A 21,305-nucleotide genomic window follows, 5' to 3' on the forward strand; every position below is an offset into this window, starting at 1 on the left:
TCACTTCCTTATTTTGCGTCATACCAAGTTGGACCAGAAGAATAATCCACTTTTAGCGGAACAGCAAGTTCAATCGCATGTTCCATTACTTCAGGTACAATCTTCTCTAGTTTTTCTACCTCTTCTTTCGGCACTTCAAAGATTAATTCATCGTGCACTTGCAGGAGAAGACGAGCTTGTAATCCTTCTTCGTTTAAGCGATCCGCCATAATAATCATTGCTTTTTTAATAATATCTGCCGCACTACCTTGAATTGGCGTATTCATTGCAGTACGCTCCGCAAAGCTGCGCAAATTAAAATTACGACTCGTAATTTCTGGGATATAACGACGACGATTTAATAATGTAGACACATACCCTTTTTGCTTCGCTTCTTGTACAATCTCATCCATATATTCTTTTACACCAGGGAAGCTTGCGAAATACTTTTCAATAAATTCCCCTGCTGCTTTTCGTGTAATTCCTAAGTTTTGCGAAAGGCCATAATCACTAATACCATACACAATTCCGAAGTTAACCGCTTTTGCCTGACGTCTCATATTCGATGTTACGTCATCTTTTCCAACGCCAAACACGTCCATTGCTGTTTTCGTATGAATGTCCATATCATGTTGGAACGCTTCTACTAGCCCTTTGTCTTTTGCAATGTGTGCTAGTACGCGCAACTCAATTTGTGAATAATCGGCAGCATACATAACCCACCCTTCTTTTGAAGGAATAAACGCTTGACGAATCTTCCTTCCTTCCTCTAAACGAATCGGGATATTTTGTAAGTTTGGATCTGTAGAACTTAATCGACCTGTTTGTGTTAACACTTGATTAAAGCGCGTATGAATTTTAGCAGAATCTTCATGAACAACTTTTAATAATCCTTCAATATATGTTGAATTTAATTTCCCTAATTGACGATAGTGTAAAATTTTCGGGATAATTTCATGATGATCCATTAACTTATCCAGTACATCAGCTGATGTAGAATATCCTGTTTTCGTCTTTTTAATAACTGGTAAGTTTAAGTTTTCAAATAGAACAACACCAAGCTGCTTTGGTGAGTTAATGTTAAACTCTGTCCCAGCAAGCTCATAAATCTCTCGTTCCATTTCTTTCAGTCTACCAGCAAGCTCATCTCCCATATTACGTAAGCGCTCTGTATCAACCTTAACACCTTTTACTTCCATTTCAGCTAACACGCGCGCAAGTGGCATTTCAAGATCTGTAAACAGTTCATACTGTTCATTGTTTTGCAACTCTTCTACAAATGTTGGTTGAACATCATATAATACATGTACTTTGCGCGCTACATGCTCCGCAACTACACCTTGTTCTGGAACTGCACGTTTCGCACCTTTTCCATATACCTCTTCATCAGATTTAACAGCGTGCGTCTCTTTCATTTTTGCTACGGCACGGAAATCTTTATCTGTATCAGCTGGGTCAAGTAAATAAGCGGCAATTAGTAAGTCAAAGTCAATCCCTCTGATTTCTACACCTTTCCACTTAAGTGCAACAATTGCACGCTTCGCATCAAACGTATATTTTCTCATTTCATCATCTGCAAGCCACTTCGTAAAAGCGTTAGAGTTGAGCGCAACATCAGATGGAATGAAATAACAACCATTTTCATTTTGAATACCAAATCCTTGAATATCAGCTTTATGGTAGTTATCTTCCTGTACTTCAACGATAATTGCACTATCTTGCTGCAGCATTTCATCTGTCACTTCTTCTACAATATCAAATGAAATCTCATCTAATTCAGCTGACGCTGTTTCCTCAGGAGTAGCACCTAGCTTATTTAATAACGAAGTAAACCCTAAATTCTCGAACATTGGAATGACGTCGCTTGCTTCGTATCCTTTATATTCGATATCATCTACATGTACCGTTATCGGAGCATCCGTAATAATCGTTGCAAGCTCTTTACTCATAAGCGCTTGCTCTTTATTCGCTTCTAGCTTTTCTTTTAGTTTCTTTCCGCTCACTTGGTCTAAATTCTCATATACTGCTTCTACTGTTTCAAATTGCGTTAACAGTTTAATCGCAGTCTTCTCACCAACTCCTGGTACACCTGGGATATTATCAGATTGGTCTCCCATTAAACCTTTCATATCGATAATTTGCTTTGGTGATAAACTATATTTTTCAAATAGAGCTTCTTTCGTATATTCATCTACTTCTGTAATTCCTTTACGCGGAATACATACAAGTGTGTTGTCAGAAACAAGTTGCAATAAATCTTTATCTCCAGAAATCACTTTAACGTGAGCACCTTGTTCACTCGCTTCTTTCGCGAGTGTTCCCATAATGTCATCTGCTTCATAGTTCTCTAATTCATAGCGTGGTACGTGAAACGCGTCTAACAGTTCACGAATAAATGGGAATTGCTCTGACAATTCAGGTGGCGTTTTTTGACGTCCTCCTTTATATTCGCTAAATGTTTTGTGACGAAATGTTGTTTTACCCGCATCAAACGCAACAAGCATATGCGTTGGTTTTTCCTCTTCTAATATTCTCATTAACATCATCGTAAAACCGTAAATTGCGTTCGTATGTATCCCCTTGTCGTTATTTAAAAGCGGCAGTGCAAAGAAAGCACGATATGCGATATTGTTTCCATCGACTAATACGACCTTTTTTTCCAAATCAGAAACCTCCCCATACAAATTTAAAACGATTCTTTTATATAGAAAAAACCGCCTTTTCCTTCTCTCTATATTAACACGACTACGAGAGAGAAGAAAAATAACGGTTCTTTCTATTACATACATTTAGGCATTTGAACTACTCCCACTTAGCTAACGCTTGAAGCGTGGGATTCCTACGAAAATCGTATGGTATTTCAGTGTTGGCTTTTGATTTGACACTTGGTTTTCGTGTCACAGATTTACGGTTTATTCTCTTTGCGACTTTCGAATGGTATAGGTGAACGACAACCACCAGACAAGCTCTATTTTCACAACAAGCAACCACGCTTGAATTCGTTCTATCTCTATCTTAACAAAAAACATGTTTTGCTACGCAAAAAGGGAAGTGACGAGAATAGAGCACTATCCTCGTCCAAAACTACTCCTTGGATGAAGGGGTTTTCATGTATTATATTAACAGGACTTTATTAATATTTAATGAAGCTATTGTTAATATAATGTAAATATATTCCGTCCAAGGCTCTTCATATATAAACCCAAATTTTAAAAAACAACATAAACCCTTTCTTTTTAGGAGAAAGAGCATCCGGTCATGCATAAAAGCAGTCAGATCCTCTTCCTGCCCCATGGCGACTTAAATATTGGAAAATTAAAATGAATTTATATAACCCTCATCTAATAAAAGTTTCACACTATCATTACTTCTCCAAATCCGCTTTTGGCAAAGCTACTGTAAATGTCGTACCTTCTCCTACTGTACTCTCCACAGTAATCGTCCCTTGATGCGCTTCTACTAAATGTTTTACAATCGATAATCCTAGACCTGTACCGCCTGTATTTCGACTTCTTGCTTTATCCACGCGATAGAAACGTTCAAAAATACGCGGGATTTCTTCGCTACTAATCCCAATTCCCGTATCAGATACTTTTATATAAGCATTATGCTCATCTTCTAACAACTCTACAGAAACTGTCCCACCGGCTGGCGTATATACAATTGCATTATTAACTAAATTGATAAAGATTTGCTTTAATCGGCTTGGATCTCCTATCACAGATACATGTCTCAGTACATCAACTTGCAAGGAGATTTCTTTATCTTGTGATTTATTCTCCAGTACCATTTTGATTTCTCCAAGTAATTCCTTCATATCAACAGTACCTATATTTAACTTAAAGCCTTGTTGTTCAATTTTTGATAAATCTAATAAGTCTTCGATTAACCCTTGCATACGCTCGCTTTCCTTTAAAATAATATGCAAGAAATGCTCACAAAATTGCTGATTTTCCATCGCACCATCAAGTAATGTTTCAGAAAAGCCCTTAATAGAAGTAATTGGCGTTTTTAGTTCGTGTGAAACGTTTGCTAAAAAGTCTTTTCGCATTTGCTCTAGTTTCTTTAGTTCTGTTATATCGTGGAATACAAGAACAATTCCTTTCCACTCATGATTCGTCCCAATAATTGGCGCGCCATATACTTCAAAGTGTTTTCTTTCAATTCCAAGTGGCAATAGCATTTGCTTCCGCACTTTTACTTCCGTCATAAAAATTTCTTCCACAAGTTCAATGATTTCTGCATGAAGAAACGCTTCATAATATAAGCGATCTAAATATTCTTCATCTGTTACATGAAAGATTTCTTTATATGAACGATTTACAAGGCTTATATAACCACGACTATCAATTAAAATCATACCGCTTCCCATATTTTCAATCAGTGTATGTAAACGATCTTGTTGCATTTCTTGCTCTAATGTCATTTCTTGTAAATTACGTGCTAAAATATTGATTGCCTTGCTTAACATCCCTGTTTCATCTGAATGATTTTCATAAGCACGCGCCTTATAGTTCCCCTTCGCCAATTCAATCGCTACTTTCGTAACAGACTCTATCGGACGAATATATTGCCCTGTAATTTTCACACCAAGAAAGACAACGACAAGACAAGCAATTACAAATCCTATAATTAATAATCCCCACGTTTTTTGGTGAACATCTTTCAAAGGAGCTATCATACTTTTTATAAGAATATACCCTTGCTTACCATGGGCATCTTGGACAAATATTGCATGGTGAAATACATTCTTATCATTTGTTTCCTTCGTAATTACTCTATTCTTTTGTTTTGCTGTTTCAGAGGAAAGTTCCTCGATTGACGCTTGATTGAATATAGGCTCTTTCCCTTTACTATATTGGACTTTCTTCTCTTCATCAGCAAATACAATCGAAACAGGAACTTGCTCTTCTAATTTTTCAAATATGCTTGGCACTTTTAAAACATGATCAACGCCCTCTGCCTCTACTAATGAAGCAACATAACGTGTCTCTTTTATTGTCCGCTCTTTCGCATGATCAATATAATAATTCTCAAACACCGTTTCCAAGAGTACTCCTAGTCCAACTAAAATAAGAATAATAAGAGACACAAATGTAAAGAGAAGCCTCGAACGAAATTTATTCATCCCCCTTTGGCTCCTCTAATTTATAACCTAATCCACGAATTGTTTTAATGTATGCTGGTTTTTTCGTATTCTTTTCAATTTTATCTCTTAAATGGCTAATATGAACATCGACGATCCTTGTATCGCCAGCAAAGTCATAATTCCATACCGCACTTAATAACTGATCACGTGTTAACACACGCCCCTTATTTCTTGCTAAATATACAAGTAACTCAAATTCTTTTGGCGTCAGCTCTAACTTTTCCCCTTGGAAATACGCCTCATAAAATTCAGGTAAAATTTTCAAATCAACAATATTGATACTATTTTCGTCCTGCACTTCTGGAGCTTGTTCTTCTTGTAATTTCGTACGACGTAAAATTGCCTTCACACGTGCGACAACTTCCCTTGGGCTAAATGGCTTTGTCATATAATCATCAGCCCCAAGCTCAAGACCTAACACTTTATCGAACTCATCATCTTTCGCTGTTAGCATTAAAATAGGTGTCATAATACGTTGCAAACGTAATTCTTTACACACTTCCATACCATCCATTTTTGGAAGCATTAAATCTAATATAATTAGATCTGGACGTTCCGTTGTCGCTTTATGAAGCGCTACTTCACCATCCATCGCTGTTATAACTTCAAACCCTGCTTGCTGCAAATTAAATTCAATTAAAGTTAAAATAAACTCCTCATCATCAACAACTAAAATTCGATTGCTCATTCTCTTCCTCCAAGTAATAGACTTGAAACCTTCTTCATCCTAGTATTTCCCCACTATTCCCATCATACTAAAAAACAATCCCCCTCTCAATAGAATTGTCCATTCACTAAGTTTGATTGTAATATAGTTAAACAGGAAAATATATTTAATAGAAAGAGATGGTACCTATTCATGTTTAAAGCAGCTGTTATTTTCATTCTTGCCGGACGGTGGCGGTTATCTCATTTGGAAATGGCTACGAGAAGGTGGCTCCATTTGGTTCGGTCTAATTGGAGGAATCGTTTTATGTTTATACGGCGTAATCGCTACATTTCAAGTATTTTCTAGCTTCGGACGTGTATATGCAGCTTATGGCGGCGTTTTTATTGTGATGAGTTTATTATGGGGATGGATGATTGATAAGAAAACACCAGATATCTTTGACTGGGCTGGTGCAGCCATTTGCCTTGTCGGTGTATTTATCATTCTTTGGCCACGTGGCTAAAAACAGATACACATTTGACTTATATCTCCTTAAAATATAATAATCAATATAATAAAATTATTATATAGAGATTAAAACATTAAGGAGCAACTTCAAAATGAATCGTAAAAATTGGGTACTATCTTGCCTTGCTTTATTATTTGTAGTTGGTTTTACTGCCGGCTTTTCAAACTGGGAAGCATTACAAACTGGCATCTCTGATTTCTCAGAAGGGTTTGTAAAAGGTTTTTTCAGTTAAGTTATACTTACATTCAATCTAAAAAAATAGTGCTAACCTAGCATATAACAGTAGGATAGCACTATTTTTCATTACACTCTTACTAACTCATTATTAAAAATTATCCAACGCTTTTTCTAAAATAGAAGCTGATTTGTAAGGCGGCGCTACTGTTAATACCCCTTTTACAACCACTGCTTCTTTTTCATCATAAGCGAATACACGCATATCAATTGTATGCTCCTCGTGAGAAACAGCTACAACTTCAAAATGAATTTGCAAAGTTTCATAATGATGCACAGGCTTCACAAAAGTAAGATCCTTCCTAACAACATGACTGCCTGGACCTGGCAAATATTTCGTTACCGCTGTTGTAACCATGCCCGTTAACATAATGCTTGGTACAATCGGTTTTTCATACGGAGTTTGGGATGCATAATCATGCTGGATATATAGTGGGTTTGAATCATTTGTTAACCCTAAATACAATAATAGATCTTTATCCTCAATTTTTTCAGTGATAGATAACTTTTCCCCTACTGTAATTTCATCCATTCGACGACCAATTTGAACTTTTTTCTTTAACATGTTACAATCCCCCTCCAAGTTTTATTTTATTATCCTACCAAAAGCAAGATATTATCCGAAATGCTACTATAATGAGGGCAATGTATATTATAAGTCTATGTTTCCCATTGTAGGATACACAAATGATAACGCTTTCATATTATTTCAAAAAAACAATCCAATAAATAGTAGAAAAAGATTCGGGATTCCGAATCTTTTTCCTAACATATATTTTGTATTAAGAAAGAACTTTCATAACGTTACGTACAGATTCTACTGAACGATTTAACGCTTCTTTTTCTTCTTCACGAAGTTCTAATTCAATAATTTTTTCAATTCCGTTACCACCTAGAATTACTGGTACACCTAGGTAAAGGTCGCTATAGCCATATTCACCTTCAAGGTATGCGATAGCTGGCAATACGCGGCGTTGATCTTTTAAGATCGCTTCAGTCATTTCAACTAAGGAAGCAGCTGGCGCGTAGTATGCACTACCGTTTCCTAGTAAGCTTACAATTTCACCGCCGCCTTTACGCGTACGTTCTACGATTGCTTCCAAGCGATCTTTCGGAATTAAGGTTTCTAACGGAATACCACCTGCATAAGAGTAACGTACAAGAGGTACCATATCATCACCATGACCACCAAGAACGAATCCTGTAATGTCTTTTACAGAAAGATTCAATTCTTGCGCGATAAATGTACGGAAACGAGCTGTATCTAATACACCAGATTGGCCGATAACGCGCTCTTTCGGGAATCCAGCTTCTTTAAATACAGAATATGTCATTGCGTCAACTGGATTTGTTAACACAACAATAATTGCGTTTGGTGAATGTTTTGCAATATCTTGCGTGATACTTTTCATAATTTTAGAGTTGGTTGCTACTAAATCATCACGACTCATTCCTGGTTTACGTGCAATACCTGCTGTAATAACGACAACGTCAGAATCAGCAGTATCTGCGTAATCAGATGTGCCGATAATGTTAGCATCAAAACCTTGTACAGGGCTTGCTTCTAACATATCTAACGCTTTCCCTTTTGTTGGATTTTCCAGTTGTGGAATGTCCACTAATACAACATCTGCAAGCTCTTTTTGAGCTAATAAAAACGCTGTTGTCGCTCCTGTAAATCCTGCACCGATGACTGAAACTTTTTTGCGTTTGATTGTCATAATTTCTCCCCCACTCTGAATTATGCGTTTTTGATTACCGCTAAGTCCATATTGTTGATAAGGGCATCAGCAAATTCGGAACATTTCACTTCAGTTGCACCATCCATAAGACGTGCGAAGTCATATGTTACCACTTTTGAAGCAATTGTTTTTTCTACTGAAGCAGTTACTAATTTCGCAGCTTCATTCCATCCTAAATGCTCTAATAATAATACTCCTGAAAGAAGAACAGAAGATGGGTTTACTTTATCTAAACCTGCATATTTTGGAGCTGTACCATGTGTCGCTTCAAAAATAGCATGTCCAGTAACATAGTTAATGTTTGCACCAGGTGCAATACCAATGCCACCTACTTGTGCTGCAAGCGCATCAGAAATATAATCTCCATTTAAGTTCATTGTTGCAACAACATCGAACTCACGTGGACGTGTTAAAATTTGTTGTAAGAAGATATCTGCAATAGAATCTTTCACAATGATTTTACCAGCTGCTTCAGCTTCTGTCATTGCTTTATTCGCTGCATCTTTACCATCTTTTTCAACAATGCGGTCATATTCAGCCCAAGTAAATACTTTATCACCAAATTCTTGTTCCGCAACTTCATAACCCCAGTTTTTGAAAGCTCCTTCTGTAAATTTCATAATATTTCCTTTATGAACTAATGTAACAGAAGAACGCTTTTCATTAATTGCATATTGAATCGCAGCACGAACAAGACGCTTTGTCCCTTCTTCTGAAATTGGTTTAATACCAATTCCCGATGTTTCTGGGAAGCGAATTTTGTTTACACCCATTGCCTCTTTTAAGAACTCAAGAACTTTTTTTGCTTCTGGAGATCCTTGTGCATATTCAATACCTGCATAAATGTCTTCTGTATTTTCACGGAAAATTACCATATCAGTATCTTCCGGACGTTTTACAGGTGAAGGAACACCTTCAAAATAACGAACTGGACGTAAACATACGTATAAGTCTAACTCTTGACGAAGTGCTACGTTTAGAGAGCGGATACCGCCACCAACAGGAGTTGTAAGCGGGCCTTTAATTGCGATTAAATATTCACGAATCACATTTAGCGTCTCTTCTGGTAACCATTCGCCTGTTTGGTTAAATGCTTTTTCCCCTGCAAGCACTTCTTTCCAAACGATTTTCTTCTCACCATCATAAGCTTTTTCAACAGCTGCTTCTAATACACGAGATGCTGCAGCCCAAATATCTGGTCCAATTCCATCTCCTTCAATAAAAGGAATAATTGGATTGTTTGGTACATTCATAACACCATTCGTTACAGTAATTTTTTGTCCTGTCATCACTGTGATAACCCCCATGTTTGAAATTTCATATGTATGAAACTGAGGGAATAAAACCCTCAGTTCAAACCGTTAGTCAAATTAAAATATTCCAATCATTACATCTTTCCCAAAAAATCTGACTTTTGAAAGCGTATTTACACTATCCAAATAGTGTTTTTAGCTTATCGTTGTGCCAGTGGTACATAACGTTGATGCGTTGGTCCATTGTAATCAGCACGCGGACGGATTAAGCGATTATTTTCATATTGTTCTAGAATATGAGCTAACCATCCTGACATACGGCTAATTGCAAAGATTGGTGTAAATAAGTCATGATCAATTCCTAAACAATGGTAAACAGAAGCAGAATAGAAATCGACATTTGGTGGAAGACCTTTTTCTTTTGTGACAATGTCTTCGATTTTGATAGACATATTATACCATTTCTTTTCCCCTAAAAGCACGCATAATTTCTTAGACATTTCACGCAAATGTTTCGCACGAGGATCACCGTGCTCATATACGCGATGGCCAAATCCCATAATTTTCACTTTATTTTGAAGTGCATTATGAATATAGGATTCTACATTTTCTTCTTCGCCAATTTCTTTTAACATCTTCATTACATTTTCATTTGCCCCGCCGTGAAGAGGACCTTTTAACGCGCCAATTGCTGCAGTAATACCAGAATATACATCTGAAAGTGTCGCAACGCAGACACGCGCTGTAAATGTAGAAGCATTTAACTCATGATCCGCATGAAGCACAAGCGCTTTATCAAAAGCTTCAATTTCCACTTCATTTGGTTCGCGATCATTTAACATATAGATAAAGTTTGCAGCTAATGATAAATCTTTTCGTGGCTCAACAACTTCTAAACCTTTACGAATTCTTGCATACGCTGCAACAAGAGTACCTACTTGAGCTTGTAATTTAACCGCTTTCAAATAATTGGACTTTTCATCCATTAATTCAGCACTCTCATCGTATAATGATAACATGGAAATCGCTGTTCGTAAAACAGACATCGGATGAGCAATCTTTAAATCTACTTGTTTTAAGTATGTTAAAATCTCACTTGGAACTTTAGAATATTCAGATAGAGTTTCTTTTAACTCATTTAATTCCTCTTCGTTAGGAAGCTTGCGGTGCCATAATAAGTATACCACTTCTTCAAACGTAGCATTTTCCGCTAAATCATCAATATTATACCCAACATACGTTAATGTATCATCAATAATTGAACTCACGGATGACGTTGTTGCTACTACCCCTTCTAATCCTCGAATAACAGTCATTACACTCTCTCCTTTTCCTGAAAATTCTCCCAACCTTGCTCCCTTGTATCCGTTTGCTTTCCTTCTAGATTATGAACACCCGTTCACTCTTTAGGCAAGCAAAATGCACGATCATGCAAATTTGTTGTGATGTTCCCATCTCGTTGTTCCATTGCTTTATCCGAGCATGAGCGTGAGTTTCTCCCCGAATCCTCACGCTTAGAACAACAGATGGTGAGGAAAACTAGTTTCGAAGAGTTTATGATAAAAACAACATAAAACAATATCAGCAGATAAATTATTTTATGTTGTTTTTATTTTATCTGGTGTAAGTCTTCGTTGCTATGTAGCTTTTACATGTCTTCTAATCCTATTATAAACAATTATCTGACTTTTGTGAATGGAAAGAATTCAAAAAATTTATATTACTATAAAATTTCTCATTTAAACATCTGTATAATGTTCATCACAGCATAGGCAATTCCCGCTCCAATTAACGGTCCTACAGCGACTCCATTAAATAACGCAACTGCTATAATCGTGCCAAATACGAGCGCAGTTGTAATATGAGGATCACTCGTTAATAACTGTACTCCCCCTTTTGCCAAGAGAGCAACCGCTATTCCTGAAGCTAAAGCAATCCACGCATAATAAGATTTAGTCGCTTCACCTAGCTGCTTAAATCCAATTTCACCCGTAGCGATCGGAACAAGGACCGCAATCGTAATAACCGTTACACCAAGATTAATTCCTTTTGTTTGTAGATATGGAAGAATTTTATCTCCTAAAAACGTCCATTTTAATAAAAATAAAACACCAACCGCTACAGTAAGTGATTGATTTTTAGCAATAAGTCCAATAATAAGTAGTATGAATAAAAATAACGTTGATTGACTAATCATGATTACACTTCCTTTCTGAAAATAATGAACCTGTTTACAAAATAAATTGCTGTTAAACATATCATTATACATGCTATAGATGAAAGTGTTCATCTATCAATATAGATGATACACACAAACTTCCAAAACCTTGAATGAGATGTTTATACTTACCAAGAAAGAAAAGCACACTTCTTTCTTTTCTTATAAGAAACAGGTAAAATAAAAGATAGATAAAATGAGACTCTTGCCAATCAATACAAAGAAAATTCCCACCCCTGATTAGCAATTCCCATCAGGGGTTTACGAACAGATTGTTTCATGCCTTGAGACTTGCAAACGGCAGGATAAATCCATCATTCCACTATAACATAAAGTGAAACTTTAATCAGCGCGGAGCTCTATCTCTACTGGTTATTAGCATTCACCAATCGAGCTTTTACAGACAGTTCATCTCCCATCTAACTTTTCTGTTCCCGCTGAACTTTAATGCGAGATTGTTACTGTCCGCAAATAGCAGGATAAATACCATTTGGAATGGGAGGTAAGCACCTTTGAATCGAAATTCATTGTATATCATATTACGACTTATATTTGTCATTTTTGCAACAATAATTGGGTTTTATGCACTTTTATATGTCTCAGGCCTTATATACCCTTTTATCATCGCATTAGCTTTTGCTTATTTGATCAATCCAGTCGTAAATTTTCTCAACCAAAAACTACAATTCCCTCGTGCCTTAGCGGTACTCGTCAGCTTAATTCTGGTGTTCGGCGCCATCGTCGGACTTGTTACATACCTTGTGACAGAAGCAATTTCCGCCACAACTTACTTACTGCAAATTGTCACAGAAAAGTTCCCAGCAATTGTACAGTATGCACAGCAGTTTGCACTCAATAATATTATGCCTTTATATGATGATTTAATTTCTAAATTTAATCATCTTGGTGAATCACAGCAATTTACAATTACACAAAATATTCAAAATCTAGGAACGGAAGCAACAAAGCAGATGAAAGAATTGTTGACCGCTATTATAAGTGGCTTAACAAACTTCATCAGTGCACTTCCAACGACTTTAACAGTCCTCGTCTTCATCTTATTAGCAACTTTCTTTATTAGTTTTGATTGGCATACGCTTGCTAATAAAGTAAAACGATTGCTTCCAAATCGCGTACACGGATACGGAAAGACTATTTTTGTCGATTTACGAAAAGCTTTATTCGGATTTGTAAAAGCGCAGCTCACCCTTGTATCTATGACAACCATCATCGTACTAATTGGACTATTAATTTTGCGCGTACCATATGCCATTACAATCGCAATCATTACAGGAATTGTAGACTTACTTCCTTATTTAGGAACCGGAGCAGTTTTTGTCCCCTGGGTTATATATGTATTTTTCACAGGAGACACAGCATTCGCAATTGGTCTGCTTATTTTATACATTGTTGTCATTGTTCAAAGGCAAATCATGGAACCAAAAGTGTTATCATCCAATATAGGACTTGATCCATTACCAACACTTATCGCATTATTCGTCGGGTTTAAGCTGTATGGTTTTTTAGGATTAATCATCGGCCCAGTTACATTGGTACTATTAAACACATTGCACAAAGCCCATGTATTTCATGATTTATGGAAATTTATTAAAGGTCCACCATTAAAATAAAATTTTCACTCTCATCCAAGTCTTGCATTCAAATTTTCTTCAAAAAATAAAACAAGGGAATTACCCATAACAAATGGATAATTCCCTTGTTTTTTGCGCAAAATGACACTTTTAAGGTTCGTTTTACATTTTTATTCTATTTTCCACATTTTTATTATTCCCTTTTCTTCCTTTTTCTACAAATGAATAAATATTCACTTTACAATTCGACAAAAAATAACACTTAGAACGATTCGTGTTCTAAGTGTTATTTTTGTACTATAACGGTTGTATTCCTTCTTAATTTCCGCTCTAACCATTTCATTATTACAGGTTTACATAACTTTCTTGTTGCCGGAAATATAAAAATAACTCCTATTACATCCGTTACGTATCCAGGCACCAACAGAAGCATTCCGCCCACAAGGACAAAAATACCATCTAATACAGCCTCACCTGGCATCTCACCTCTATTCAGCCTTAATTGAATCTCCCTCAATACCATAAACCCTTGTCGTTTTGCTAAATAGACACCTAAGGCACCCGTAAATACAATCATAGCGAACGTTGGCCACATACCAATCAAATGACTAGAGCCAATTAGCACCGTAACTTCAAGTCCTGGAATTAAAATAAAAAGAAACAACATCCACTTCATTCTCCCACTCCTTTCACCAAAAGAACTCTCTTCACATCTCCTACACCCTCAAAATAACGTTTCATTTCCCTTCTTATATAAGAAAACCTTATCCAGCAAACAACCCTCTAAGAGCCTCCTAGACGTTAATAACGGGATCCCTATCGCTATGAACCTGATATCTTCACTATATTTTTTGTTCTAGAGGTAAAAAAAGAGAAGGACTCCCATCCCTCTCTTCACATTACTTCTTATAGCACTTCCGCATGTCCATTATAAACAATTCCGCGCGCCGCATCAACTGTTACTTCTTGGCCATTTTTTAAAGTGGCTGTTACACCATTCACACCAACGATAACCGGAATACCGATTGATACACCTACAACAGCTGCATGACTTGTTAAGCCACCTTCTTCTACAACTAGGGCTGCAGCTTTTTCAATTGCAGGAATCATATCTTTATCAGTGCTTGTTGTAACAAGAATATCACCTTCTGTTACGTTCGCTACAGCTTCCTCAGCTGTTTTCGCTACAACTACTTTACCTTTTGCAGCTTTACGACCAATCCCTTGCCCTTTAGCGATTTCTTCACCAACAACATGGATTTTCATTAAGTTTGTTGTACCAGTTTCAGCAACTGGTACACCCGCAGTAATTACAACAGTATCTCCAAGTCCAATTAGACCTGCATCCATACCTGTTTGAATTGCAGTATCTAACATTTCATCAGTAGATGCTGCACGTTTTCCAGCCATAAATGCCTGTACACCCCAAACAAGTGCAAGACGACGACCCACTTGCTCGTCAGATGTTACAGCAACGATTGGAGATTTCGGACGATATTTAGAGATCATCTTCGCAGTGTAGCCACTTTCTGTTGGAGCTACGATTGCAGCTACATCAAGAGCAAGTGCTGTATGTGCAACAGATTGGCTAATCGCATCTGTAATTGTTGGCGTGAACTCTTTAATACGTTTTTTGAACATATCTTCATATTGTAATGATTTTTCAACACGCACTGCAATGTTTGCCATCATTGTTACTGCTTCTACTGGGTATTGTCCTGCTGCAGTTTCACCTGAAAGCATGATTGCATCTGTACCATCGAAGATCGCGTTCGCTACGTCACTTGCTTCCGCACGAGTTGGACGTGGGTTACGTTGCATAGAATCTAACATTTGTGTTGCAGTAATAACCGGTTTGCCTAATACGTTACATTTTTTGATTAGACGCTTTTGCACTAATGGTACTTCTTCTGGTGGAATTTCTACACCCATGTCACCACGAGCTACCATTAAACCGTCAGAAACTTCTAAGATAGAATCGATGTTATCGATACCTTCTTGGTTTTCAATTTTTGGCACGATTTGAATGTATTGTGCACCATGCTCTTCTAATAATTCACGAATTTCTAATACGTCAGCTGCTTTACGCACGAAAGATGCTGCGATGAAATCAACTTTTTGCTCGATACCGAAGATGATATCTTTTACGTCTTTTTCAGTGATACCAGGAAGCTTAATGCTTACATTTGGTACGTTAACACCTTTTTTATTTTTGACAGTTCCGCTGTTTAATACTTTTGTACGGATGTTTCCGTCAGCTTTCTCGATTACTTCTAGTTCGATAAGACCGTCATCGATTAGAATGCGAGAACCTGGGTCTACATCATCATAAAGACCAGCATAAGATACAGAGAATTTCTCTGCAGTTCCTAATACTTGCTCTGTAGAAATAACTACCTCTGCACCTGTTACTAGTTCAGCTTGTCCGTCTACAAAGTCATGTGTACGGATTTCTGGACCTTTTGTATCAAGTAAGATTGCAACTGTTTTACCAGTTTTCTTTGAAGCTTCACGAATGTTTTTAATACGTGCTCCGTGCTCTTCATGGCTACCATGAGAGAAGTTTAAACGAGCAACGTTCATACCCGCTTCGATTAACTGCTCTAATTTCTCAATACTTTCACTAGCAGGACCTATAGTACATACAATTTTTGTTTTACGCATATTGCACCTCCGAAAATTATGAAACCGTTCCCAAATATTCGACATTAAGCCGATTAGATGGATAATTCTTTAGATAATTGATACATGTCTTTATCAATCGTATGTTTTTGAGCTAACGCTTCGATAATATCATGATCAACAAGTTGGTTGTTTTGGATACCAACGCAACGTCCACCTTTACCTTCAATCAACAGTTCAACTGCTCTTGCGCCAAGGCGACTTGCTAATACACGGTCTTGTGCACTTGGTGATCCACCACGTTGTACGTGACCTAATACAGTTACGCGAGTATCAAAGTTTGTTGCTTCTTCGATATGCTTACCGATGTCAATTGCACTTCCAACACCTTCAGCTACAACGATGATACTATGCTTTTTACCACGCTCACTACCGCGTTTTAAACGAGCAATAACATCTTCCATATCATGCTCTTCTTCTGGAATTAAGATTGTTTCTGCACCATCAGCCAAACCAGCCCATAATGCGATATCTCCAGCATGACGTCCCATTACTTCGATCACATATGTACGTTCATGAGATGTAGCAGTATCACGAATTTTATCAATCGCATCAATAACAGTATTTAACGCTGTATCGAACCCGATTGTGAAGTCTGTTCCAGGAATATCATTATCGATTGTACCTGGTACACCGACACATGGGAATCCTTGCTCTGTTAATTTTTTAGCACCTTGGTAAGAACCATCGCCACCAATAACAACAAGTCCTTCAATACCAAGTTTCTTTAATTGCTGGATTCCTTTTTCCCTTACTTCTGGGTCTTTAAACTCAGGACATCTTGCTGTATATAATTTTGTACCACCGCGATGGATAATATCACCAACAGAACCAAGTTCTAATTTTTCAATGTGACCAGAAATTAATCCAGCGTATCCATGGTAAATACCATATACTTCTATATCATGAAAGATCGCTTTACGAACAACTGCACGAATGGCAGCATTCATACCAGGCGAATCTCCACCACTTGTTAATACACCAATACGTTTCATTTGTACTCACCTCATAAAGATTATTTGCCTTATAATAAAATAACACGAAAAAATACAAAAAAACAATGGAGAAGATGTGTCTTTTCACAATAAAAACGTGCATTCGCGAAATGGAACGCACGCTTTTCTTATTTTATCCAAATGGAAGCGTTTGAAAACGAAACTTGCCCAATTTTCATATATTTTTCATAACGTTTTTCGATTAATTCCTCTTTCGAAATACCGTTTAATTGTTGGAAAGTTTTTCCGATCATTAGATCGATATTTTCAGACTGTTTTAAAATATTACGATGTGCACCGCCGCGCGCTTCTGGAATAATTTCGTCAATTACACCTAATTCTTTCAAATCCGCTGCTGTAATTTTTAAAGCTTCAGCGGCATCTTTTGCTTTCGTAGCATCTTTCCAAAGAATTGTCGCCGCACCTTCTGGACTAATAACAGAATAAGTGGAATTTTCTAGCATGTAAATGTAATCGCCTACCCCTAAACCTAGCGCACCACCGCTACCACCTTCACCGATAACAATACAAATAACAGGTACAGTAAGCCCTGCCATTTCAAATAAATTACGTGCAATCGCTTCACTTTGGCCACGTTCTTCAGCTGCTTTACCAGGATAAGCGCCTTTCGTATCAATGAAACAAATAATGGGACGATTAAATTTCTCCGCTTGTTTCATTAAACGTAGCGCCTTTCGATATCCTTCTGGATGAGGCATTCCAAAATTACGATGAATATTTTCTTTCGTATCTTTCCCGCGCTGGTGCCCAATTACTGTTACAGGCATTCCTTTATACTTCGCAATGCCGCCGACAATCGCTGCATCATCGCCGAATAGACGATCTCCATGACATTCAAAAAAATCAGTAAATAAGTGCTCAATATAATCGAGCGTTGTCGGTCTCTCTGCATGACGAGCAATTTGAACGCGGTCCCATACTTTCATATTGCCGTATATTTCTTCCTCTAGATTTTCTAGCTTATCTTCCAAAATACGAATCTCCTCACTGAAGTCCATCTGGCTGTTTTTCGTATAGTCTTTCAGTTCTCGAATCTTATTTCTTAGCTCCACAACTGGTTTCTCAAATTCTAACTCTGCCATATCGCCGTTTCCCCTCCTTGATGAACTTCTAAAATCTTACGGAGTGAATCTTTCATATTATCGCGATGCAGAACCGCATCTAATTGACCGTGCTCTAGTAAAAATTCTGCCGTTTGAAAGTCTTCTGGCAGCTTCTCACGCACTGTTTGTTCAATTACACGTCTACCAGCAAATCCGATAAGTGCACCTGGCTCTGCAAGATTATAGTCACCAAGTGAAGCAAAACTCGCTGAAACACCGCCTGTCGTCGGATGAGTCATAACAGAAATAAATAATCCTCCAGCATTGCTATGCTTTTTCAAAGCTACGCTCGTTTTTGCCATTTGCATTAAACTTAAAATACCTTCTTGCATACGCGCACCGCCCGATGCAGTAAAGATAATAAATGGAACTTGTAATTCGTATGCTTTTTCAACTGCACGTGCAATTTTTTCTCCTACAACAGAGCCCATGCTGCCCATTCGAAAGCGAGAATCCATTACTGCAACTACAACTAGCATGTCATCAATTGTTCCTTCACCTGTCACAACAGCTTCATTTAATTCTGTTTTTTTTCGATCACTCTCTAATTTTTCTTCATAATTTGGGAACTGGAGTGGATTTAACGAAACCATCTCTTTGTCATACTCATGAAATGATCCTTCGTCCAATACACTATCAAGGCGTTCCCACGCATTCATAGGGTGATGATAACCACAGTTTACACATACTTTTAAATTTTTAAGAAGCTCTTTTGTATACATGATTTTCTTACATTTCGGACATTTTGTCATAACACCGTCCGGTACATCTTTTCGTACTTGTTCCGAAGGAATTGCAGCGTACTTTTTCTTTTTTACGAATAAATCTCTTAGCACAATTTGACCCCCTTTGTTGAGAGCTAAGGTTAGGTTAGGAAGAAAATGGGGCTAACATCAAAGATCGATGTTAGCCTTCTTTTCCTAATCTGTCTAATAGAGGATGTTCAAAAATTCCGGTAAAGATAGCTTTCGCATTTCTTCGTTACTTCGCCAGTCCGGCACTTATGTAGTTCCATCTACACTCCGTGTCCTCCTGGCTTCCGTGCCTCGAACTGCTCGGCTCTCTTTATCCTCCTTTTTGAACCCTGTCTAATAACCTCTCTCTTTACGTTTAACTTTAACCGCTATGCGATAGATTGTTTGTCATAACGTGTCATGGTCATTTCGACAAATTTTATACATTACGAATGAAACTGTACATTTCCATCAATTCATCATAAATTTTTAGCGCCTCTTCTTCTTTTTTTGCGTATAGCGCTTCATAAAGTTTTCTATAAATTTCTACAGACTCTAGTGAAATTTCAGAAGAAAGAGTCGCAACATAATCATTTACAATTCTCCAAATTCGATATAATAAATAATTGTCCACTTGTTCAATAAGTGTTTTAAAAAACGTTTGATGAAACTCCTGAATAGAACTCTTGTCCTTTTTAAGAACCTGTTGCAACATACTTAATACACTAGAGAACGTTTCTTTCGGTAAATCACATACGATTCGAAGAATATCTTTTTCGAGCAATCGTTTCGTCTGTAATAAATCACGAATTGTTTTCTCATCTTGTAATAGAAATGGTGCGATTAACTGAACAAGGCCATTGTCATAGAAGTTTCGAATAAACGTCCCTTCACCGCGCCTTGTTTCAATTAATCCTACGAGTTCTAAAGCTCGTAATGCTTCCCGTACAGATGAACGCCCAACGTTTAAACGCGCACTTAACTCACGCTCAGATGGTAAGCGGTCACCTGCCACTAAACCATCCTCTTCCATAATGGAACGGATTTTCTTTACAATTTCGAGATATACTTTTGTATTTGATGATGTCAATAGAAATTCCTCGCTTATTCTTTACCAATCAATGCTAATTGTTTTGTTTTCTCAGCAACTTCATTGGGATCTACTTGACGGCGAGCTACTCCTGTTTCCATCGCAGCTTTCGCAACGTAAGCGGCCACCTGAGGCGCTACACGCGGGTCAAACGGCGCTGGAATGATATAGTCTGCATTTAGCTTATCTGCCGCTACAAGCTCTGCAATGGCCTCTACAGCTGCCATTTTCATTTCTTCATTAATTTGCGTAGCATGTACATCAAGTGCACCACGGAAAATACCAGGGAACGCTAGTACATTATTTACTTGGTTCGGGAAGTCAGAGCGACCAGTTCCAACAACAGCTGCGCCTGCTGCTTTCGCAATTTCTGGCATAATTTCTGGAACCGGATTCGCCATCGCAAAGATAATCGCATCGTCATTCATTGTACGAACCATTTCTTCAGTTAATGCACCCTCTACAGATACACCGATAAATACATCCGCATCTTTTACAACATCTGCTAATGAACCTGCTACACGATTTTTATTCGTATATTTTGCAACTTCATCTTTTACAGGATTCATACCAACCGGACGACCTTCATAAATCGCGCCTTTTCGGTCACACATAATAATGTCGCGTACACCGTAGCGATATAAAAGTTTAATGATTGCAATACCCGCTGCACCTGCACCATTTGCTACAACTTTAATGTCAGACATTTTCTTTCCAACTAGCTTAAGCGCGTTTACAAGACCCGCTACTGTTACGATAGCTGTTCCGTGTTGATCATCATGGAATACAGGAATATTTGTTTCTTTTTTCAAACGTTCTTCAATGATAAAGCAGTTTGGTGCTGCGATATCTTCTAAGTTTACACCGCCAAATGTTGGCTCCATTAATTTTACAGTTTCAACAATCTTATCTACATCGTTTGTATTTAAGGCAATTGGGAATGCATCTACGCCAGCAAAGCTCTTGAATAATACAGCTTTACCTTCCATTACTGGAAGAGATGCTTCTGGTCCAATGTTACCAAGACCAAGTACAGCTGTTCCATCCGTCACAACTGCTACCATGTTTCCCTTCATTGTATATTCATATACCTTACTTTTATCGTCATAAATTTCTTTACAAGGTTCTGCAACCCCTGGAGAATACGCAAGACTTAAATCTTTAGCATTTTCTACTTTTACTTTTGACACAGTTTCTAATTTTCCTTGATGCACTTTATGCATGTGAAGTGCTTCTTCACGAAGTGTTGACAAACTATCCACTCTCCTCAAATTATTCTTGCTGCTATCATTCTCTCCAAGTGGTCTGACCACGAACACTATTACTATAATAATC

16 protein-coding genes and 2 pseudogenes are annotated in these 21,305 nt (G+C 37.5%); 3 read left to right on the forward strand and 15 right to left on the reverse strand.

Features of this window, described 5'->3' with window-relative positions; translation table 11 throughout:
* Positions 1-8: 8 nt before the first annotated feature.
* The 3 genes from polA to KFD70_RS11650 all read right to left on the reverse strand — a co-directional run bounded on the left by polA (position 9) and on the right by KFD70_RS11650 (position 5,816).
* Positions 9-2,642, reverse strand: a complete 2,634-nt coding sequence (polA, locus tag KFD70_RS11640; RefSeq protein ID WP_336450335.1) for a DNA polymerase I — start codon at positions 2,640-2,642, stop codon at positions 9-11.
* Between the two features lie 701 nt (positions 2,643-3,343).
* Complete coding sequence (pnpS, locus tag KFD70_RS11645; protein ID WP_336450336.1) at positions 3,344-5,107, reverse strand: two-component system histidine kinase PnpS; 1,764 nt, start codon at positions 5,105-5,107, stop codon at positions 3,344-3,346.
* Positions 5,100-5,816, reverse strand: a complete 717-nt coding sequence (locus KFD70_RS11650) for a winged helix-turn-helix domain-containing protein (protein ID WP_336450337.1) — start codon at positions 5,814-5,816, stop codon at positions 5,100-5,102. The genes pnpS and KFD70_RS11650 overlap by 8 nt, the downstream gene beginning before the upstream one ends.
* A 171-nt stretch (positions 5,817-5,987) precedes the next feature.
* Here KFD70_RS11650 and KFD70_RS11655 point away from each other — a divergent pair.
* Positions 5,988-6,300 (forward strand): annotated as a pseudogene (locus tag KFD70_RS11655) (YnfA family protein).
* A gap of 97 nt (positions 6,301-6,397) precedes the next feature.
* Complete coding sequence (locus tag KFD70_RS11660; protein ID WP_241815248.1) at positions 6,398-6,538, forward strand: hypothetical protein; 141 nt, start codon at positions 6,398-6,400, stop codon at positions 6,536-6,538.
* 93 nt (positions 6,539-6,631) lie between these two features.
* Here KFD70_RS11660 and KFD70_RS11665 read toward each other — a convergent pair whose 3' ends face one another.
* From KFD70_RS11665 to KFD70_RS11685, 5 genes are all read right to left on the reverse strand, one after another.
* The gene (locus KFD70_RS11665) at positions 6,632-7,105 is read right to left on the reverse strand and encodes a MaoC/PaaZ C-terminal domain-containing protein (RefSeq protein ID WP_336450338.1); all 474 of its coding nucleotides are present in this window, start codon (positions 7,103-7,105) and stop codon (positions 6,632-6,634) included.
* Between the two features lie 217 nt (positions 7,106-7,322).
* Positions 7,323-8,261 carry a malate dehydrogenase gene (gene mdh, locus KFD70_RS11670; RefSeq protein WP_336450339.1) on the reverse strand — a complete coding sequence of 313 codons (939 nt, stop codon included), beginning with the start codon at positions 8,259-8,261 and terminating at the stop codon, positions 7,323-7,325.
* A 20-nt stretch (positions 8,262-8,281) separates the two neighbouring features.
* Entirely contained in the window at positions 8,282-9,574 is a 1,293-nt protein-coding gene (icd, locus tag KFD70_RS11675; RefSeq protein ID WP_336450340.1) for an NADP-dependent isocitrate dehydrogenase, read from the reverse strand.
* Positions 9,575-9,735: 161 nt separating this feature from the next.
* Positions 9,736-10,884 carry a citrate synthase gene (gene citZ / locus KFD70_RS11680; RefSeq protein ID WP_336450341.1) on the reverse strand — a complete coding sequence of 383 codons (1,149 nt, stop codon included), beginning with the start codon at positions 10,882-10,884 and terminating at the stop codon, positions 9,736-9,738.
* Between the two features lie 386 nt (positions 10,885-11,270).
* A complete protein-coding gene (locus KFD70_RS11685) occupies positions 11,271-11,732 on the reverse strand; it encodes a DUF441 domain-containing protein (protein ID WP_098338029.1) in 462 nt (153 codons plus the stop codon).
* Positions 11,733-12,265: 533 nt separating this feature from the next.
* Between KFD70_RS11685 and ytvI the strand changes: the two genes are divergently transcribed.
* The gene (gene ytvI, locus KFD70_RS11690) at positions 12,266-13,384 is read left to right on the forward strand and encodes a sporulation integral membrane protein YtvI (protein ID WP_336450342.1); all 1,119 of its coding nucleotides are present in this window, start codon (positions 12,266-12,268) and stop codon (positions 13,382-13,384) included.
* Positions 13,385-13,631: 247 nt separating this feature from the next.
* On the opposite strand, the gene KFD70_RS11695 is transcribed toward ytvI, so the two are convergent.
* From KFD70_RS11695 to ystJ, 7 genes and pseudogenes are all read right to left on the reverse strand, one after another.
* The gene (locus tag KFD70_RS11695; protein ID WP_336450343.1) at positions 13,632-14,021 is read right to left on the reverse strand and encodes an FxsA family protein; all 390 of its coding nucleotides are present in this window, start codon (positions 14,019-14,021) and stop codon (positions 13,632-13,634) included.
* A 230-nt stretch (positions 14,022-14,251) separates the two neighbouring features.
* Positions 14,252-16,009: a pyruvate kinase gene (pyk, locus tag KFD70_RS11700; protein ID WP_336450344.1), complete on the reverse strand. Its 1,758-nt coding sequence runs from the start codon at positions 16,007-16,009 to the stop codon at positions 14,252-14,254.
* A 53-nt stretch (positions 16,010-16,062) separates the two neighbouring features.
* A complete protein-coding gene (gene pfkA, locus KFD70_RS11705) occupies positions 16,063-17,022 on the reverse strand; it encodes a 6-phosphofructokinase (RefSeq protein WP_336450345.1) in 960 nt (319 codons plus the stop codon).
* 128 nt (positions 17,023-17,150) lie between these two features.
* Complete coding sequence (accA, locus tag KFD70_RS11710) at positions 17,151-18,125, reverse strand: acetyl-CoA carboxylase carboxyl transferase subunit alpha (protein ID WP_336450346.1); 975 nt, start codon at positions 18,123-18,125, stop codon at positions 17,151-17,153.
* Positions 18,113-18,982, reverse strand: coding sequence for an acetyl-CoA carboxylase, carboxyltransferase subunit beta (gene accD, locus KFD70_RS11715; RefSeq protein WP_336450347.1), 870 nt, complete (start codon positions 18,980-18,982; stop codon positions 18,113-18,115). Before accD ends, accA begins: the two co-directional genes overlap by 13 nt.
* 344 nt (positions 18,983-19,326) lie before the next feature.
* Positions 19,327-19,970: pseudogene (locus KFD70_RS11720) on the reverse strand (FadR/GntR family transcriptional regulator).
* A gap of 14 nt (positions 19,971-19,984) precedes the next feature.
* Positions 19,985-21,193 (reverse strand): NADP-dependent malic enzyme, encoded by a 1,209-nt coding sequence (gene ystJ / locus KFD70_RS11725; protein ID WP_336450629.1) that lies wholly within the window; start codon positions 21,191-21,193, stop codon positions 19,985-19,987.
* Between the last annotated feature and the right edge of the window lie 112 nt (positions 21,194-21,305).

It is taken from the genome of Bacillus pfraonensis, from assembly GCF_050768835.1.
Lineage (GTDB): Bacteria > Bacillota > Bacilli > Bacillales > Bacillaceae_G > Bacillus_A > Bacillus_A pfraonensis.

Bases quoted from the DNA above. Each gene is read 5' to 3' on its own strand.
- pnpS (WP_336450336.1), bottom strand. From the start codon at position 5,107: ATGAATAAATTTCGTTCGAGGCTTCTCTTTACATTTGTGTCTCTTATT.
- KFD70_RS11650 (WP_336450337.1), bottom strand. From the start codon at position 5,816: ATGAGCAATCGAATTTTAGTTGTTGATGATGAGGAGTTTATTTTAACT.
- KFD70_RS11660 (WP_241815248.1), top strand. From the start codon at position 6,398: ATGAATCGTAAAAATTGGGTACTATCTTGCCTTGCTTTATTATTTGTA.
- KFD70_RS11665 (WP_336450338.1), bottom strand. From the start codon at position 7,105: ATGTTAAAGAAAAAAGTTCAAATTGGTCGTCGAATGGATGAAATTACA.
- mdh (WP_336450339.1), bottom strand. From the start codon at position 8,261: ATGACAATCAAACGCAAAAAAGTTTCAGTCATCGGTGCAGGATTTACA.
- KFD70_RS11685 (WP_098338029.1), bottom strand. From the start codon at position 11,732: ATGATTAGTCAATCAACGTTATTTTTATTCATACTACTTATTATTGGA.
- KFD70_RS11695 (WP_336450343.1), bottom strand. From the start codon at position 14,021: ATGAAGTGGATGTTGTTTCTTTTTATTTTAATTCCAGGACTTGAAGTT.
- pyk (WP_336450344.1), bottom strand. From the start codon at position 16,009: ATGCGTAAAACAAAAATTGTATGTACTATAGGTCCTGCTAGTGAAAGT.
- pfkA (WP_336450345.1), bottom strand. From the start codon at position 17,022: ATGAAACGTATTGGTGTATTAACAAGTGGTGGAGATTCGCCTGGTATG.
- accA (WP_336450346.1), bottom strand. From the start codon at position 18,125: ATGGCAGAGTTAGAATTTGAGAAACCAGTTGTGGAGCTAAGAAATAAG.
- ystJ (WP_336450629.1), bottom strand. From the start codon at position 21,193: ATGCATAAAGTGCATCAAGGAAAATTAGAAACTGTGTCAAAAGTAAAA.